Here is a 16,220-nt window from a genome sequence, read left to right as displayed (position 1 = left end):
GAACACCTTCCGCTCTGGTCCGGGCAGCCCGGGTGATCACGACAGGTCGAGCCTCGTCGCGACCGGAATCACCGCAAAGGGTCCCCGGTCATGCCGGCCCGGGTCTTCTGTCTCACGGCTGGCGCAGCAGGCTCTCGAACACCTGCACCCACTGCACGAGGTGACGGTCGCCGAGGAAGTAGTCGCGCACCCGCTCGTGCGCGGCGGCGCCCAGGGCCTCGGCCCGCTCGGGGTCCTTGAGCAGGCCGGCGAGCGCCGCGGCGAGGGCCTCCAGGTCTGCCGGGTTGCCCAGCAGCAGGCCGCTGACGCCGTCCTCGATCTGGTCGGCGATGCCCCCCACCGCCGAGGCGACGACGGGCCGGGACTTCCACATCGGCTCGGTCACCGTGAGGCCGAAGCCCTCGGCCAGGCTCTTCTGCACCACGACGGCGGCGTGCCGCTGGAGGGCGTTGACCAGGTGGGCGTTCTCGTCGACGTCGTCCATGGGCAGGCAGGCCAGGTGGACCCGGCCGCGGACGGGGGCCGACAGCTCGTCCCGCAACGAACGGCAGGTGGCGAGGACCGCAGCGCCCTCCGGGTCGTCGGCCACGCCGCGCACCTCGGGACCGGCCAGCACGAGGTGCGCGTCGGTCGGGAGCCGGTCGAGGTGCCTGGCGAAGCCGGCGAGCACGCCCTGCATGTCCTTGAGCCGGTCCCAGCGGCTGACCTGGAGGACGATCCTGGCGTCCTTCGGCAGCGGGTCGTCGCCGAGGAGCAGGTCACGGTGCTCGCGCACGCTGCCCGCCGCGCCCTCGCGCCGACCGAAGACGAGGCTGCCCGAGTCAGCGGGCAGGTCCACGAGTCCCGCCTGGCGCAGCGCCGCCGCGACCTCGACCGGTTCCATCGCCGCGTTCTTGGTGCTGAAGGGATCGATGGACGGAGCGATGACGTGCACTCGTGCCGGATCGAGCCACGACGGGACGTACTGGGGGCGGGTGTAGACGAACGCGTCCGCGCTCTCGATCATCGGGCGCAGGAAGGCCCAGCCGCTCTCGGTCTCCCTGGTGACCAGGCCCGAGCCGATGTGGCAGCGCCACGCGACCCGGGCACCCGCCTCCCGCAACGGGGCGACGAGGCCGGCGGTCTGGGGGTCGTGGAGGAGCACGATGTCGCCCGGACGGACGAGGTCCACCGCGACGGCCGCGTTCGCCCGGCTCACCTCCAGGAAGTGCGCGAGCTGCTGGGGGCCCAGGACGCCGCCGTCACCGGGTGAGCCGTGCAGCAGGTTGTGCAGCCGCTTGGTGACCTGGAAGAAGTCGGGGTCCCCCGCCAGGACCAGCCACCGGGTGTCCACGCCGGCGCCGCGACCGTAGGCGAGCAGCACCTGGAGCATCTCGGCGACGCCACCGCCCCGGGCGGTGGAGTTGAAGTTCCACACGGTGCGCCCCGCCAGCAGGCCACGGGCGCGCTCGGCGGTCCGCTCCAGCAACCGGACGCGGTCAGGAGGCAGCAGCACCTCGAGGCGCTGCAGCGGCGCGGCGTCGATCCGGACCTCCTGCACGACCCGAGCCTCCCCCGCTCCCCGGTCCCCCGCGAGGTTCGAAGGTCACTGCGTCCCGGGACCATGGGGAGCCGGCCCGGCTCACCCGGCGCGGGTGATGACAGGCACGGGACCGGCGGGCGAGGGTCGTGGCCATGAGCGATCAGGCGGCCCGACACCTCACCGTGGACGAGCGCGTGGCGCGGGGGCGCGCGGCACGCGAGGTCCACCCACCTGCCCGACAGGCCGAGCTCACGCTCGCTCCGGACCGACCCGAGGTGTCCGCGCTGCTGCAGGAGCAGGCGCGGACCCGGGTGCCCGAGCTGGTCCCCCTGCGGCACGCGCGGATGGCCGTCACGCCGTTCACGTTCTTCCGGGGCTCGGCGCGGGCGATGGCCCTCGACCTCGCGTCGTCGCCCACCAGTGGACTGCGGGTGCAGCTGTGCGGGGACGCGCACCTGTCCAACTTCGGCCTGTTCGGCTCCCCCGAGCGCCGGCTGCTCCTCGACGTCAACGACTTCGACGAGACCCTGCCCGGACCGTGGGAGTGGGACGTCAAGCGATTGGCGGCCAGTCTCGCCGTGGCCGGCCGGGGCAACGACTACACCGCGTCGAAGCGGCGCAAGATCGTCGTGGCCGCCGTACGCCGGTACCGCGACGCCATGGAGCGGTTCGCGCACAGCCGCACCCTGGAGGTGTGGTACTCCCGCCTGGAGGTCGAGGCGCTGCGCGACCTCCTGTCCGACCAGATGAGCGCCAAGCAGCGCAAGAACCTCGACGCCGCCGTGACCAAGGCTCGCGCCAGCGACAGCCTCAAGGCCTTCTCCAAGCTCGCCGAGACCGTCGACGGCACCATGCGGATCCGTAGCGACCCGCCGGTGGTCGTCCCCGTGCGCGAGCTGCTCCCCGACCTGGACCGGGCGGACTTAGAGGCGTGGATGCGGGTGCTGCTGAGGGAGTACGCCGCCAGCCTGCCCCGGGAGCGCCGGCACCTGCTGGACCGCTTCGAGTCGGTCGACCTGGCCCGCAAGGTCGTCGGGGTCGGCAGCGTCGGCACCAGGTGCTGGATCGTGCTGCTCCGCGGCCGTGACGACCGCGACCCGCTGTTCCTGCAGGTCAAGGAGGCGCAGCCCTCCGTGCTCGCCGATCTGGTCCCCCCCGACATGGTCGAGCCGGACGCCCCGGACAACCAGGGCGAGCGCGTGGTCACCGGTCAGCGGATGATGCAGGCGTCCAGCGACATCTTCCTGGGGTGGCAGCGGGTCCACGGCATCGACGGGCAGCAGCGCGACTTCTACGTCCGGCAGCTGCGCGACATGAAGGGTTCCGCGGTCGTCGAGCAGATGCCGCCGTCGGGCATGCGGATGTACGGCGAGGTGTGCGGCTGGACCCTGGCCCGTGCCCACGCCCGGTCCGGTGACCCGGTCGCGATCTCGGCGTACCTCGGTGACGACGACACCGTCCCCGAGGCGATGGCCGAGTTCGCCGAGGCCTACGCCGACCTGACCGAGCGGGACCACGCGGCGATGGTGGAGGCGCTCCGGGCCGGGACCCTGGAGGCCATGCAACCGGCCTGAGGCGCGACGTCAGGGACGCGCCTCCAGCGAGGCGCGGGCCACGTCGTCGAGGAAGCGGGTCACGAGCCGCAGCTCGTCGTCGGTGTAGTTCGCCATCACGGCCTCGGTCGCGGCGCCGAGCCGGCCGAAGATGTCGCGGCCCGCCCGGCGAGCCGAGTCGGTGATCTCGATGACCACCGAGCGGCGGTCCTCGGGGTGCGGGAGCCTCCGCACGTGGCCGACGCGCTCGAGCCGGTCGAGCATCGCCGACGTCGCGGACGTGCTCAGGTTGATCGCCCGGCCGATCTCGCGCGGCGTGACCGACTCCCCTCGCGCCGTCCGGTCCATCACGACGGCGAGGGCGGAGAGGTCCGTGCGGTGCATCTCGTGGGCGTGCCGCATCGACTCGACGTAGGTGTCGACCGCGCCCGAGTAGGTCCGCAGGGCCCGCACGACCGCGGCGGCGACCGCCGGGTCGGGGCCGGGCTTGCTGTTCACAGCCGTATCCTACTATTCCTGTCATGGGAATACTCGAGGACAGGAACACTCCGGGCGGCGGCGGTCTCGACACCCTCCCGGCGACGGACGAGGTGCCCCGGCGCGGTCCGCTCGACCAGCTGGTCGGTGTCGCCGGACGCTGGCTGGTCATCGTCACCGCGCTGGTGGCCGCCGGCCTGCTCATCGGGATGGGACCGGAGCCGGTCAAGGCGGACGGCCCGACCGCCGGGCTGCCCGACGGCGTCGACTCCACCGAGGTGGCCCGGCTGCAGGAGCAGCTCCCCTCCAGCGACGTCGCCCCCGCGATCGTGGTCTTCGACCGCGGCGGTGAGGAGCTCGGCCGGGACGACCTGGCAGCGATCCGCCAGCTCTCGCCCCGCCTGCAGGAGCTGAGCGCCGACCCCGACCAGGAGCTCGTCGTGGCTCCCTCCCCCGACCGCACCGCCGCCATCGCCCTCGTCCCGCTGTCGACATCGCTCTCCGACGCCGACCTGCGGACCGCGGTGGAGGACCTGCGCGGCCTGGTCGACACCGGGCTCCCGGACGGCCTGCGCGCCCAGGTGACGGGCGGCCCGGCCTACCAGGTCGACCTCGCCGCCGTCTTCGACGGCGCCAACACGACGCTGCTGGCCGTGACCGCGGGCGTGGTGGCGCTGCTCCTCCTCATCACCTACCGCAGCCCTTGGCTCTGGCTGGTCCCGCTCGCGGTCATCGGCACCGCCGACCAGGTGGCGACCCGGCTCGTCGGCATCGGCACCGAGACGCTGGGCTTCACCGTCGACGAGTCGACGATCGGCATCACCTCGGTGCTCGTCTTCGGCGCGGGCACCAACTACGCGCTCCTGCTGATCGCCCGGTACCGCGAGGAGCTGCACCGCCTCGAGGACCGGACCCACGCGATGGCCCTGGCGCTGCGCCAGGCGGGCGGCGCCGTGCTGGCCAGCTCCAGCACCGTCGTGCTCGCACTGCTCAGCCTGTCCTTCGCGGACGACCCAGGTCTCCGGAGCCTCGGGTACGCCGGCGCCATCGGCATCGTCACGGCCGTGGTGTTCGCCCTGGTCGTGCTCCCCGCCGCCATGGTGGTCTTCCCGCGCGGCCTCTTCTGGCCGTTCGTGCCGCGCGTGGGTGACGACGCCGCCGACGCGTCCGCCGGCGTGTGGGGACGGATCGGCTCCTTCGTGGTGCGCCGGCCCTGGCCGGTCATGGTCGCCAGCGTCGCCGTGATCGTCGGGTGCGCGGCCGGAGCGCTCGGCATCACCACCGGCCTGTCGCTCAACGAGCAGTTCCGGGCCACCCCCGAGGCGGTCACCGGGCAGGAGGTCCTGGCTCGCGCGTTCCCGGCGGGGTCCGGTGAGCCGACCGTCGTGCTGACCAGCCCGGACCGCGCCGACGAGGTGCTCGCCGCCGTCCGCGGCACCGACGGTGTCGCGGAGGCGCGGCTCGGCCCCGAGTCCGAGGCGCTGGTCGAGATCGACGCCACCCTGGACGCCGCTCCGGAGTCGGCACGCAGCGCCGAGATCGTGCAGGGGCTGCGCGACACGCTCGGCGACTCCGCACTGGTCGGCGGCGCCGACGCCGAGGCGGTCGACGCACGAGCCACGGCTGAGCACGACCGGTCCGTGATCATCCCGATCATCCTGGCCGTCGTGGTCGTCGTCCTGCTCCTGCTGCTGCGCTCGGTCGTCGCCGCCCTGCTCCTGGTCGCCACCGTGGTGGCGACGTACGCCGCCAGCATGGGCGCGAGCTGGCTGGCAATCGACCACCTCTTCGGGTTCCCCGCGCTCGACCTCGACGTGCCGCTGCTGGCCTTCCTGTTCCTGGTGGCGCTGGGCGTCGACTACAACATCTTCCTGGCCACCCGGGCTCGCGAGGAGGCCGCGCGCGAGGACACCCGGAGCGCGATCGCGAGCGCGCTGGCCGTGACCGGTGGCGTCATCACCAGCGCCGGCGTGCTGCTCGCCGCGGTCTTCACGGTGCTCGGGGTGCTGCCGCTGATCGTCCTCACCCAGCTCGGCGTGATCGTCGGCTTCGGCGTGCTCCTCGACACCCTCCTGGTGCGCAGCCTGCTGGTGCCGGCCCTCGTCGCGGTGCTGGGAGACCGGTTCTGGTGGCCGGGCCGTCCTCGCCTACGGTGACGACGTGCAGCGTCCGGAGCTCCCCCTGACCCTCGGCACGGCCCTCGCCTGGGCCCGCGCCACCTCTCGTCGCCCCGGCGAGCTGAACCGCTTCCCGCACCCGGGGTTCGACGGTGACGAGACGTGCGGCGGTTTCGCGTTCACCGACGGCCAGGAGCTGCTGGTGGCGGCGTACGACGGCACCTTCGGCAGCTCGATGCTGTCGGCCTTCGACCCCGGCGAGGTGCTCGACGAGTGGCTCGCGCGCGCCCGGCGCCGGCACCGCGACCTGTCGTGGGACGAGCTGCGCCCGTGGCAGCAGGCGGCCGTCGAGGCGGTGCGCCGTGGCGTCCCGTCGTCGTCGCTGGGCGATCCCCGGCTGACGGGTGACCTCGACCGTGACTACGCGGACTGGTTGTGGCTCCGGCTCCGTCGGTCGTCCAGGGACCCGCTGCGCGTGCTGGCGGCCGAGGACGCGCTCATGGCGCCGCCGCGATCCCCGGGCAGGCACGGCGCCTACACCCACGCCTGCCCGCTGTGCGGCCTCCCGGCTCCCCACACGGACCGCTACCCGCGCGCCGTCTGCGACGACTGCACGGAGCGGACCACCGACTCGCGGGGCCGTCGGGTGCGTGGGCGCAACGTGTCGTTCTCCGGTGGCTTCGAGGCCTACCTGGTCGACGGCGAGGGGGCGGACACGAGCCCGTGCGAGGAGGTCACGGCGTCCGGCCGCTGCTGGGTCGACGGCCACGAGTGCTCCATCGGCGAGGCCCGGTTCGGCGGGGTCGTGGTCGAGGCGCTCGACGGCTGAGCCGCGGGCTCAGATGAACAGCAGCTGCGCGCCGGCCGTCTTCTCGATGAAGTCCGAGGCGCTGATGATGTCCTCGACCTCCTCGTAGAGGTCGTCCAGGCCGAGGTGCTGCATGTCAGCCGACATCCGGCACGCCCACAGGTGGCCGCCCGAGTCGACGATCTGCTGCAGGAACTCCGGCACGTCGGGCACGTCGAGCTCGGCGATGGCCTTCTTCATCTGGTGGGTCGCCATCGCGGTCATGCCGGGGAGACCTCCGAGGCCCTGGGGCAGGTGCGTCGCGGTGTTCCCGAGCATCGTGAACTTCAGGTGGCCCATCGTCTTGCGGTTGATCATCTCGAAACCCCAGAACGTGAAGAACAGGTGGGTCTCCACGCCCTCCCCCAGCGCCGCGTTGGCCAGGATCAGCCCCGGGTAGGCCATGTCCAGGTTGCCCTTGGAGCAGATGATGGCGAGCTTGCGCCCGGGTTCGGCCTCGCCGAACGACGGCACGATCGCTTCGGTGCCGGGGGTGTCGGTGGTGGTCATGTCGGTCTCCAGTGAAGGTCAGCGGCAGGGGCGAGGGTCAGACGCAGCCGCGGGGCTTGGGCAGCCCTGCGACGTACGCCAGCTTCTTGGCCGGCTTCTGCGGGAACAGGGCGAACATCGTCTTGGTGGGGATCCCGCCCACCACGTTGAGACGCCGCAGGGTGGCGGTCTCGCCCTGGTCGGCGAAGTCCTGGCGGACGAAGCGGATCGCCTTCCAGTGCTCGTCGGTGAGCTCGATCCCGATCCGTGCGGCCAGCGCCCGGGCCAGCTCGTCGGTCCACTCCATGGGGTCGGTCAGGAACCCTTCGGCGTCGACCTGGATGTGGTGGCCCTCGATGGTCGTGGTGGGCATCTCAGGCCTCCTGGGACGGGACGTGCTTGCCGGACATGGACATGTGCGAGGGCAGCGGGACGGGCCTCCCGGGCAGCAGCACGTTCCAGTAGACGTGCCGGAAGGCCAGCTTCCCGAGGTGGTTGGCGCGGGTCTCCTTGAGGAGGCTCAGCGGGCCGACGTAGGGCAGCGGGTAGCGCCCGGGGAGCGGCTCGGTGTCGTAGTTGAAGTCGATGAGCAGCGCCTTGTCGTCGCCGGTCTCGACGAAGCAGTTGGCGTGCCCGTCGAAGGAGCCGGTCATCGGCAGCCCCGCGACGTGCTGCAGGAAGTTCCCGACGAAGACCTCGACGGAGAAGTGCACGACCGACCCGGCCTTCGACGCCGGGATGTCGTTGGCGTCCCCGATGGCGAAGATGTTGCCGTGCTCGCGCGAGAGGAGCGTGTGCGGGTCGACGGGCACGTAGTTGAGCTCGTCCCCGAGCGCGGACCGGGCCACGAAGTCGGCCCCCATGTTCAGGGGCACCGTGACCAGCAGGTCGAACGGGACCTCGCGCTCGTCGTAGGAGACCAGGGCGCTGCGGTCCTCGTCGATCCGCTCGACGAGGAAGTCGGCCTCTACGGCGATCTTGCGCTCCTCCAGGAGGCCACCGAGGTACGCCGACGCGACCGGCCGGGTGAACGCCCCGTCGAGGGGCGTGACGTAGACCAGCTCGACGCGGTCGCGGATCCCGCGCCGGCGCAGCCACGCCTCGGCCAGGAACGCGAGCTCAAGCGGCGCCACCGGGCACTTGATGGGCATCTCGGTGACGTGGACGACGAGCCGGCCGTGGTCGAAGGCTGCGAGGGCCTCGGCCAGTGCCTCGGCACCCTCGAGCGTGTAGAAGTCGAAGATGCTGCGGCGCCAGAGCCGCCCGGCCATGCCGGGGGTCTGGTCCGGCCTCGGGGAGGTGCCGGTGGCGATGACGAGCTGGTCGTAGTCGAGCCGGCGGCCGTCGGCCAGCAGCACCGCGTCGTCCTCGGGGAGCACCAGGTCGACCTCGCCCAGCACGAGCTCGACGCCGTCCGCCAGCGTGTGGTGCCTGCTGCGCACGACGTCGGACCGGTCGTAGCCGCCGAACGGCACGAACAGGTAGCCCGGCTGGTAGTGGTGCTCGTCGTCGCGGTCGACGACGGTCACCTGCCACTCCGTCCGGGCCAGCCGTCGCCGCAGCTTGTTGGCCACCATGGTGCCGGCGGTGCCGGCACCCAGCACCACGAGTCTCCTCATGGTCCTCAGTCCAGCGGACGGGGGCGGGCCGGCGCAGTGGCCAACGGCCCGCCCTGCGGGGCCACTCGGCCCCGGCGGGTCAGGACCTGGGCAGCGGCAGGTCGAACGCCTTCGCCATCGAGGGCGCCTTCTTCGCCTTGCGCAGCGGCTTGGCGCCGATCACCTGGTCGTACAGGCGCGTCAGGGAGTAGTGCGTGAGCCGGTGGCGGACGACGTTGCCGCGCTGCGACGGGTGGACGACGACGGTGAGCACCCGGTTGCCGCTGTGCCGGTCGTCCTCGTCGGCCGTGACCACCACGGCGAGGTGGCCCGATGCCCAGTCCGGACCGTCCATCACGGTGCGGATGGTCGACCGCATCCAGTCGTCGGCGACGGCGAGGGAGCAGTCGTGCGCGTCGTGGCACAGGTCAGGCACCACGAATCCTGCGTTGGGGAGCGCACCCTTCTTCACGTCAGCGGCGAGCGCCGTGAACGGGACGTCGTGCTTGCGGCACGAGCCGCGCTCGTCGACGAAGTACGTCCACGGGTTGTGACGCACGGCGTACCTACCGGCACTGTTGTTGGTCAGGGAGCACGGCGACGGCATGCCCTCGGCGTAGGTCTTCGCGCTCTTGCCCCTGGCCACCGCCTGGCCGAAGACCGACCGCCCGGACAGCTGGTGGGCCACCGGGTTGTTGTCGTCGCGCACGCCGAACGTGCTGCCGCCGGCGATGGCGAGGTAGTTCGGCAACGAGGGGTGGGTGATGGCGTGGTAGCGCTTGGCGTAGCCGTAGCGGTGCGCCAGCCCGAAGGTCCAGGGCATCCCGGCCTTCATCTGGCGCAGGGAGTGGTTCTCGACCACCAGGACGAGCAGCTTCGTGACCGCGGCGGACCGCGGACGGGCCACCCGTGACGAGGTCGACGAGGCAGTCGTCCCGGACTGCGTCCCCGGCGATCCGGTGCCGGCCGACGGGCTCGTGCTGCCACCCGCGAGGCTCGCCGTGGGATGACCTGACGCGCTACTGCTGCTGCTGCCGCCGCCGCACCCTGACGCGAGCAGGGCCACCGTGAGCAGGCTTCCGAGTGCCGCCCTCCTCCGTGTGCTCATTGCGTCAGGCTAGCCTGCCGGGGTGTCCACGCCTCAGGTTCCGTTCAGGGTCGGCTTCGTCACCGGCGCGACCCCCGACAAGTGGGCGGGCACCTGGCGCCGCCGGCACCCCGAGGAGCCGCTGGAGCTGGTCCCTGTCGAGCAGGACGACCAGGAGCGCGGCCTGCGCGACGGCAGCCTCGACATGTGCCTGGTCCGGCTGCCCGTCGACCGCGACGGCCTGCACTGCATCCCGCTGTACGACGAGCTGCCGGTGGTCGTGGTCGCGAAGGACCACGTGGCCACGGTGGTCGAGGAGGTCGACCTCGCCGATCTCGACGACGAGCAGCTGGTGCTCCCGCACGAGTCGGGATGGACGCCCTCGGCTGCGCAGCTCGACTGGCCCCCGATGTCGGTCCGTGACGCGGTCGAGGTCGTGGCCGGTGGCACCGGCGTGCTGATCGTGCCCATGTCGGTCGCCCGTCTGCACCACCGCAAGGACACGGCCTACCGGCCGGTGCGCGACCTGCCGCCCACCAAGGTCGGCCTGGCCTGGCTCGTCGACAACGAGGACCCCCGGGTGCAGACCTTCATCGGCATCGTGAGGGGCCGGACCGAGCGCAGCTCCCGGGGCTGAACTGCCCTACTGCACCGCGTCCCGCGGTGGCTGCGGGCGCTGGTGGCCGAGCTCTCCACCGATCCGCCCTCCGTAGGGACGCCCGTGGTCGGCGTACTCCTCGCGGTAGTAGGCCAGCAGCCACGGCCCCAGCTGGACGCGGGTGCCGGTGCGCAGCACCTGACGCCGGACCCGGGCGCCGTTGACACGCGTGTCGGGGTCGTGGGCGACCAGCACGAACTCGTCGGCCTCGTCGTGCACCACCTCGGCGTGCAGCGCTGCCAGCCGCGCCAGGGTGACGTCGCACCCGTCCTCGCTGCCGATCGTGGTCACGCCGTCGGAGAGCCAGAAGACCGCCTGCCGCTCCCCCGGCCACACCTCCGCGCCCGGCACCATGACCAGCCGCGCTCCACCACCACGGGCGGGGTCGTGGGTGGTCGTGATCCTCCGGCGCGGGCGGCGCAGGAACGTCGGGGCCGGCGGCCACAGGGTGGTCGGCGGCGCGAGCGAGCGGTCCGGCAGCACCGGCGCGGTGTCGCGGCTGCGCGACCGGGCGGAGGTCCAGGCCCCGCGCAGGCTGCCGAGCCGGATGTGCCGCGAACCGGTGGCCCGGCGCTGCCACCACGGTGCCCGGACCGCCCCGAAGGTCACCAGGTGCGTGCCCCGGTGCAACACCCGCACGGCCATGCCGCGCCGGGCGAGCGCCGACGCCAGCGCGCGGATCGCCGGCGCGTCCGGTCCGCCGGCGAAGGCACCCGGGTCGTCCACCTCGAGGTCGAAGCGGTTGCCGGCGCCCCGCAGGGTCCCGTGCACGGGGTCGCTCCCCGGCACGGTGACCTCGAAGTCGAGGTCGGCCCGGACCTGCACGGTGACGGCCACCGGTCAGCCCTGGCCGGTCGCGTTGTCGCTGGTGGTGACCTGCAGGGTGCCGTTGAGCTTCCAGGTGGCCCGCGGGGCGTTGGACCCGGTGTCGCGCGGGACCTCCACGCTCATGTCGACGAACCGGTAGTTGATGGCGGCCTCGCGGCCGGTGAGGAACGACCACATCTTGCGGCCGAGGTCGGTCCAGTCGACGACCTCCGGGCTGCTGCCGTCGACGGACTGGGTGGTGACCGAGCTGTTGATGGACATCGCCATCGCCTCCGAAGTTAGACATGTACCTAAACGGATTGTTGAGGTATGTTCCTCAGCATGACCACAGCACCCACGCCAGCGCAAGGGGTCGACGGCGATTCGGCCCTCACGATCGGGGATCTGTCCCGCCGGACGGGCGTGAGCCCGGCGACGCTGCGGATGTGGGAGTCCCGTCACGGCTTCCCCGTCCCCGCACGGCTCGAGAGCGGCCATCGTCGGTACGACGAGGGGCACGTCGCGGCGGTCGACCACGTCGTACGCCGCCGTGACGCCGGCGTGCGCCTCGACGTGGCGATCGCCGAGGCGATGGCGGCGGCCGAGCCCGCGACCCCGTCGGTCTTCGCCGAGCTGCGCCGGCGACACCCGCAGCTGGCTGCGCACCGGTTGCGCAAGTCGACGCTGCTCGCCCTGTCGTGGGCGATCGAGGACGAGTTCTGCGCCCGGGCCGAGCGGGCCCACCTGTTCGGCGGCTTCCAGCGGGAGCGGTACTTCCGGCCCGCTCGCGACCGATGGGCCGAGCTGTCCCGCGTGGCCGCCTCCACCACGGTGTTCGCCGACTTCCCCGACGGCTCCGACGCGTCCGCACTCCCCCGGCTGGAGACGGTGGCACTGGGTCCGGACGAGCCGATGCGCCGCGAGTGGTTCGTGGTCTGCGAGTCCCGCGACCTGCCGGTCGCCCTGACCGCATGGGAGCTCCCGGGCCAGGGCGACGTCCCGGACCGGGAACGCATCTTCGAGTCCCTGTGGACCGTCGAGGCCGGTGCGGTGCGCGACGCGGCCCGGGTCTGTGCCCGGGTGGCCCAGGAGCACGGGGTCGCCGCGGCGTCCCCCCTGCTGTACGAGCTGGCCGACGAGCCGGCCGCGGGCTTCGCCGACCTCACCACGGTCAGCACCTTGTTCAACCGGGTCATCGCCTACGTGGACCGGTTCGGCTCCTGAGCCCCGGCGTGCGCGAGATCACGCGCCGTCCGGAAACTCCTCGCTGACCAGCGGTTTCGTCTGATCCGGGGCCGGGAAGTGTCGTTCTCAGATTGCGCTCAGGCTCGCGCCTTGGCACGGTCGAACATTCCCCGTCCCTGATCGAGCGAAGGAGGCGGCGTCTCCACCGGCGCCGACACACGTGACGACTCAGCAGGATCAATCCACCCAGCCACCCGCACCTCGGGTCGGCACCGAGGACCTGGCGCCGCCCGGCGAGACCGAGGTCCACCCGGCTCTCGACATCCACGTCGAGGAGGCCGGCCACCACCGAGCCGGCCTCGACAAGGTCGTCTTCGGCGTCTCCGCGGCCATCGCCGTGGCGTTCCTCGTCTGGGGCTTCGTCAGCACCGACTCGTTGGCGACCGTCTCGGGCAAGTCGCTGACCTGGACGATGGCCAAGACCGGCTGGCTCTTCGTGCTCACCTCGAGCGCGTTCGTCGTGTTCGTCATCTGGCTGGCGATGAGCCGCTTCGGCAACATCACCCTCGGCCGCGACGACGAGGAGCCGGAGTTCAAGACGGTCTCGTGGGTCGCGATGATGTTCAGCGCCGGCATGGGCATCGGCCTGATGTTCTACGGGGTCAGCGAGCCGATCAGCCACTTCGCCACCCCGCCCCCGGGCACCGGTGAGCCCGGCAACGCCGAGGCCACCCAGAACGCGATGGCCACCACGCTCTTCCACTGGACGCTGCACCCGTGGGCGATCTACGCCGTCGTCGGTCTCGCGATCGCCTACGGCGTCTACCGCAAGGGTCGTCTGCAGCTGATCTCGGCGGCCTTCGAGCCGCTGCTCGGCAGGCGCGCCCACGGCCCGGCCGGCAAGGTCATCGACATGATGGCGATCTTCGCCACCCTCTTCGGCTCTGCCGCCTCGCTGGGTCTCGGCGCGCTGCAGATCCGCAGCGGCCTCAAGATCGTCAGCGGCTGGGGCGGGACCGGCAACGGCATCCTGGTCGTGATCATCGCGGTGCTGACCGTCGCGTTCGTCCTGTCGGCCGTCTCCGGCGTCGCCAAGGGCATCCAGTGGCTGTCCAACATCAACATGGTGCTGGCCATCGCGCTGGCCCTCTTCGTGTTCGTGCTCGGCCCGACGGTCTTCATCCTCAACCTGGTGCCGACCTCGATCGGCAGCTACCTCCAGGACCTCGCGATGATGTCCGCCCGCACGGGGGCCGAGGGCGGCAAGACCAACACCTGGCTGCAGAGCTGGACGGTCTTCTACTGGGCCTGGTGGATCTCCTGGACCCCCTTCGTCGGCATGTTCATCGCGCGCATCTCGCGCGGCCGCACGATCCGTCAGTTCGTCACCGGTGTGCTGCTGGTGCCGAGCCTGGTGAGCCTCGTGTGGTTCTGCATCTTCGGTGGCGCGGCCATCGACCTGCAGAAGACGGGCACCGACATCGCCGGGGCGGGCGGCGTCGAGTCGCAGCTGTTCAGCACGCTCGAGGCCTACCCGCTGGCCACGGTCGCGAGCATCGTCGTGATGGTCCTGGTGGCGATCTTCTTCGTCTCCGGCGCCGATGCGGCGTCCATCGTGATGGGCACCCTGTCCGAGCGCGGCACCATCGAGCCGAGCAAGCCGACCGTGATCTTCTGGGGCGTCGCCACCGGCGCCGTGGCCGCGGTGATGCTGCTCGTCGGAGGCTCCGACGCATTGACCGGCCTGCAGACCATCACCATCGTGGCGGCGCTGCCGTTCGTGCTGGTCATGATCGGCCTGTCCGTCGCGCTGGTGAAGGACCTGCGGACCGACCCGCTGATGGTGCGCCAGAAGTACGCCGCGGAGGCCGTCGAGGCGGCCGTCGTCGCCGGTGTCACCGAGCACGGGGACGACTTCGTCCTCGCCGTGGAGCGTGACCCCGCCGCGGAGTCGGAGGAGCCCGCCCGCTGAGGCGCTCCCCCACCGAGCACGACCCGAGGGCCGCTCGTCACCAGCTGGTGGCGAGCGGCCTTCCCTCGTGGAAGCCGGCTGCGGACTGCACGCCCACGACGGACCGCTCGTGGAACTGCTCCAGCGACGTGGCCCCGGCGTAGGTGCAGGCGGAGCGGACGCCGGAGCAGATCTGGTCGATCAGGTCCTCCACGCCGGGCCGGGCGGGATCGAGGTACATCCGCGAGGACGAGATGCCCTCCTCGTAGAGCCCCTTGCGGGCCCGGTCGAACGCCGACTCGGTCGCCGTGCGGTTCGCCACGGCGCGCGCGGAGGCCATCCCGAAGGACACCTTGTAGGCCCGCCCCTGCGAGTCGTGCAGCAGGTCGCCCGGCGACTCGTGGGTGCCGGCGAACCAGGAGCCGATCATCACCGCGGACGCACCGGCCGCCAGGGCGAGCGCGACGTCGCGCGGGTGCCGCACGCCACCGTCTGCCCAGACGTGACGACCCATCTCCCGCGCGGTCCGCGCACACTCGAGCACTGCCGAGAACTGCGGCCGGCCGACCCCGGTCATCATCCGGGTCGTGCACATCGCGCCCGGACCGACGCCGACCTTGACGATGTCCGCGCCGGCCTCGATCAGGGCGCGTGTCCCCTCCGCCGAGACGACGTTGCCGGCGGCGACCGGTACCTGCGGGGAGAGCCCTCGCACCGCGGCCAGCGCCTCGAGCATCCGGTCCTGGTGGCCGTGCGCGGTGTCGACGACCAGGCAGTCCACGCCCGCCGCCAGCAGGTCGGTGGCCTTCTGGGCCACGTCGCCGTTCACGCCCACGGCGGCGGCGATCCGCAGCCCGCCCGAGGCGTCCACCGCCGGCTCGTAGACGGTGGCGCGCAAGGCGCCGGTGGGCGTGAGGACGCCGAGCAGCAGGCCGTCGTCGTCGACCGCGACCGCGATCGGCGCCTTGGCGGCGTGGATGGCGTCGAAGGCGGCGCGCGGGTCGCAGTCGGCGGTGACCGTGACCAGGTGCGGGTTCATCACGTCCTGGACCTGGGCGAACCGGTCCACGTCGACGCAGTCCCCTTCGGACACGACGCCGACCGGGCGACCGTCGCGCACGACCACCGCGGCGCGGTGCGACCGCTTCGGGATCAGCGAGAGCGCCTCCGCCACCGTCTGGTGCGGCGTCAGCTCGATCGGGGTGTCGAACAGGCGGTGCCGCGACTTCACGAAGCGCACCACCTCGGCGACGACCGGGATCGGGATGTCCTGCGGGATGACGGTGAGCCCGCCCCGACGCGCGACCGTCTCGGCCATCCGCTTGCCGGCGATGGCGGTCATGTTGGCCACGACCAGCGGCAGCGTGGCGCCGGTGCCGTCGGAGGTGGCGAGGTCGACGTCGTACCTGCTGCCGACCGCCGAGTGGCGGGGCACCATGAAGACGTCGTCGTAGGTCAGGTCGTGCTGGGGCGTGGTGTCGTGGAGGAACTGCACGACGGGAGAATCTACGCGAGACGGGTCAGCGAGCCGGACCGAACATCTCCCTGCCGAACACCTGCGCGGTCGCCCGCGCGGTCGGCGACCCGGCGTCGGGGTCGGCTCCGTGCGCGAGCAGCGTCCTCACCACCTCGTCCTCACCCTTGAACACTGCCCCGGCGAGGGGCGACTGCCCGCGGTCGTTCAGCCGGTTGACGTCGGCCCCGAGCGTGGCCAGCGCGTCGACGGTCCCGGCGTGCCCGTGGTAGGCCGCGAGCATGAGCAGCGTGTTGCCCGAGGCGTCCGTCAGGTCGACGGGCACGCCGGCTTCGACGTAGGCCACCAACCGCTGCCCGTGGCCCAGCCTGGCGAGGTCGAGCAGCTGGTGGGCGAGCTCGACGTGCTCCGGTGAGATCCCCTCGCTCTCGGTCATGCCGCAGAGCCTAGGCTGG

Annotated in this window: 16 protein-coding genes; 6 read left to right on the top strand and 10 right to left on the bottom strand. The window is 72.2% G+C overall.

Annotated features, from left to right (window positions below):
• Positions 1 to 112 precede the first annotated feature (112 nt).
• Positions 113 to 1,540, bottom strand: coding sequence for a glycosyltransferase (locus tag ACFO9I_RS11110; RefSeq protein ID WP_379180737.1), 1,428 nt, complete (start codon positions 1,538 to 1,540; stop codon positions 113 to 115).
• A gap of 134 nt (positions 1,541 to 1,674) precedes the next feature.
• Here ACFO9I_RS11110 and ACFO9I_RS11105 point away from each other — a divergent pair, with 134 nt between their 5' ends.
• The gene (locus ACFO9I_RS11105; RefSeq protein WP_379180735.1) at positions 1,675 to 3,096 is read left to right on the top strand and encodes a DUF2252 domain-containing protein; all 1,422 of its coding nucleotides are present in this window, start codon (positions 1,675 to 1,677) and stop codon (positions 3,094 to 3,096) included.
• Between the two features lie 9 nt (positions 3,097 to 3,105).
• Here the strand turns inward: ACFO9I_RS11105 and ACFO9I_RS11100 are convergent, their stop codons facing one another.
• Positions 3,106 to 3,573 (bottom strand): MarR family winged helix-turn-helix transcriptional regulator, encoded by a 468-nt coding sequence (locus tag ACFO9I_RS11100; RefSeq protein WP_379180733.1) that lies wholly within the window; start codon positions 3,571 to 3,573, stop codon positions 3,106 to 3,108.
• 23 nt (positions 3,574 to 3,596) lie between these two features.
• Between ACFO9I_RS11100 and ACFO9I_RS11095 the strand changes: the two genes are divergently transcribed.
• Together ACFO9I_RS11095 and ACFO9I_RS11090 are read left to right on the top strand one after the other, a co-directional pair.
• On the top strand, positions 3,597 to 5,708 hold the full coding sequence (locus tag ACFO9I_RS11095) for an MMPL family transporter (RefSeq protein WP_379180731.1): 2,112 nt from the start codon (positions 3,597 to 3,599) through the stop codon (positions 5,706 to 5,708).
• Between the two features lie 4 nt (positions 5,709 to 5,712).
• The gene (locus tag ACFO9I_RS11090; protein ID WP_379180729.1) at positions 5,713 to 6,498 is read left to right on the top strand and encodes a hypothetical protein; all 786 of its coding nucleotides are present in this window, start codon (positions 5,713 to 5,715) and stop codon (positions 6,496 to 6,498) included.
• Between the two features lie 9 nt (positions 6,499 to 6,507).
• Here the strand turns inward: ACFO9I_RS11090 and ACFO9I_RS11085 are convergent, their stop codons facing one another.
• The 4 genes from ACFO9I_RS11085 to ACFO9I_RS11070 form a co-directional block, all read right to left on the bottom strand.
• Entirely contained in the window at positions 6,508 to 7,026 is a 519-nt protein-coding gene (locus ACFO9I_RS11085) for a DsrE/DsrF/DrsH-like family protein (protein WP_379180727.1), read from the bottom strand.
• 37 nt (positions 7,027 to 7,063) lie between these two features.
• Entirely contained in the window at positions 7,064 to 7,378 is a 315-nt protein-coding gene (locus tag ACFO9I_RS11080) for a TusE/DsrC/DsvC family sulfur relay protein (RefSeq protein WP_379180725.1), read from the bottom strand.
• A 1-nt stretch (position 7,379) separates the two neighbouring features.
• A complete protein-coding gene (locus ACFO9I_RS11075) occupies positions 7,380 to 8,624 on the bottom strand; it encodes an NAD(P)/FAD-dependent oxidoreductase (RefSeq protein ID WP_379180723.1) in 1,245 nt (414 codons plus the stop codon).
• Positions 8,625 to 8,703: 79 nt separating this feature from the next.
• Positions 8,704 to 9,510, bottom strand: a complete 807-nt coding sequence (locus ACFO9I_RS11070; protein WP_379180721.1) for an alkaline phosphatase family protein — start codon at positions 9,508 to 9,510, stop codon at positions 8,704 to 8,706.
• 223 nt (positions 9,511 to 9,733) lie between these two features.
• On the opposite strand from ACFO9I_RS11070, the gene ACFO9I_RS11065 reads away from it, so the two are divergent.
• Positions 9,734 to 10,327: a LysR family substrate-binding domain-containing protein gene (locus tag ACFO9I_RS11065; protein WP_379180719.1), complete on the top strand. Its 594-nt coding sequence runs from the start codon at positions 9,734 to 9,736 to the stop codon at positions 10,325 to 10,327.
• A 6-nt stretch (positions 10,328 to 10,333) separates the two neighbouring features.
• On the opposite strand, the gene ACFO9I_RS11060 is transcribed toward ACFO9I_RS11065, so the two are convergent.
• On the bottom strand, positions 10,334 to 11,185 hold the full coding sequence (locus ACFO9I_RS11060; protein WP_379180717.1) for an FHA domain-containing protein: 852 nt from the start codon (positions 11,183 to 11,185) through the stop codon (positions 10,334 to 10,336).
• A gap of 3 nt (positions 11,186 to 11,188) precedes the next feature.
• Positions 11,189 to 11,437 carry a hypothetical protein gene (locus tag ACFO9I_RS11055; protein WP_379180715.1) on the bottom strand — a complete coding sequence of 83 codons (249 nt, stop codon included), beginning with the start codon at positions 11,435 to 11,437 and terminating at the stop codon, positions 11,189 to 11,191.
• Between the two features lie 60 nt (positions 11,438 to 11,497).
• Here ACFO9I_RS11055 and ACFO9I_RS11050 point away from each other — a divergent pair, with 60 nt between their 5' ends.
• Together ACFO9I_RS11050 and ACFO9I_RS11045 are read left to right on the top strand one after the other, a co-directional pair.
• Positions 11,498 to 12,379: a DICT sensory domain-containing protein gene (locus tag ACFO9I_RS11050; protein WP_379180713.1), complete on the top strand. Its 882-nt coding sequence runs from the start codon at positions 11,498 to 11,500 to the stop codon at positions 12,377 to 12,379.
• A 181-nt stretch (positions 12,380 to 12,560) separates the two neighbouring features.
• The gene (locus ACFO9I_RS11045; protein WP_379180711.1) at positions 12,561 to 14,312 is read left to right on the top strand and encodes a BCCT family transporter; all 1,752 of its coding nucleotides are present in this window, start codon (positions 12,561 to 12,563) and stop codon (positions 14,310 to 14,312) included.
• A gap of 37 nt (positions 14,313 to 14,349) precedes the next feature.
• Here ACFO9I_RS11045 and ACFO9I_RS11040 read toward each other — a convergent pair whose 3' ends face one another.
• On the bottom strand, positions 14,350 to 15,786 hold the full coding sequence (locus ACFO9I_RS11040) for a GuaB1 family IMP dehydrogenase-related protein (RefSeq protein WP_379180709.1): 1,437 nt from the start codon (positions 15,784 to 15,786) through the stop codon (positions 14,350 to 14,352).
• A 25-nt stretch (positions 15,787 to 15,811) separates the two neighbouring features.
• A complete protein-coding gene (locus ACFO9I_RS11035) occupies positions 15,812 to 16,201 on the bottom strand; it encodes an ankyrin repeat domain-containing protein (RefSeq protein WP_379180707.1) in 390 nt (129 codons plus the stop codon).
• Between the last annotated feature and the right edge of the window lie 19 nt (positions 16,202 to 16,220).

It is taken from the genome of Nocardioides sp. GCM10023255 (assembly GCF_042653125.1).
In the GTDB taxonomy this organism is placed as follows: domain Bacteria; phylum Actinomycetota; class Actinomycetes; order Propionibacteriales; family Nocardioidaceae; genus Nocardioides.
This window is presented reverse-complemented; position numbering and strand designations above follow the sequence as displayed.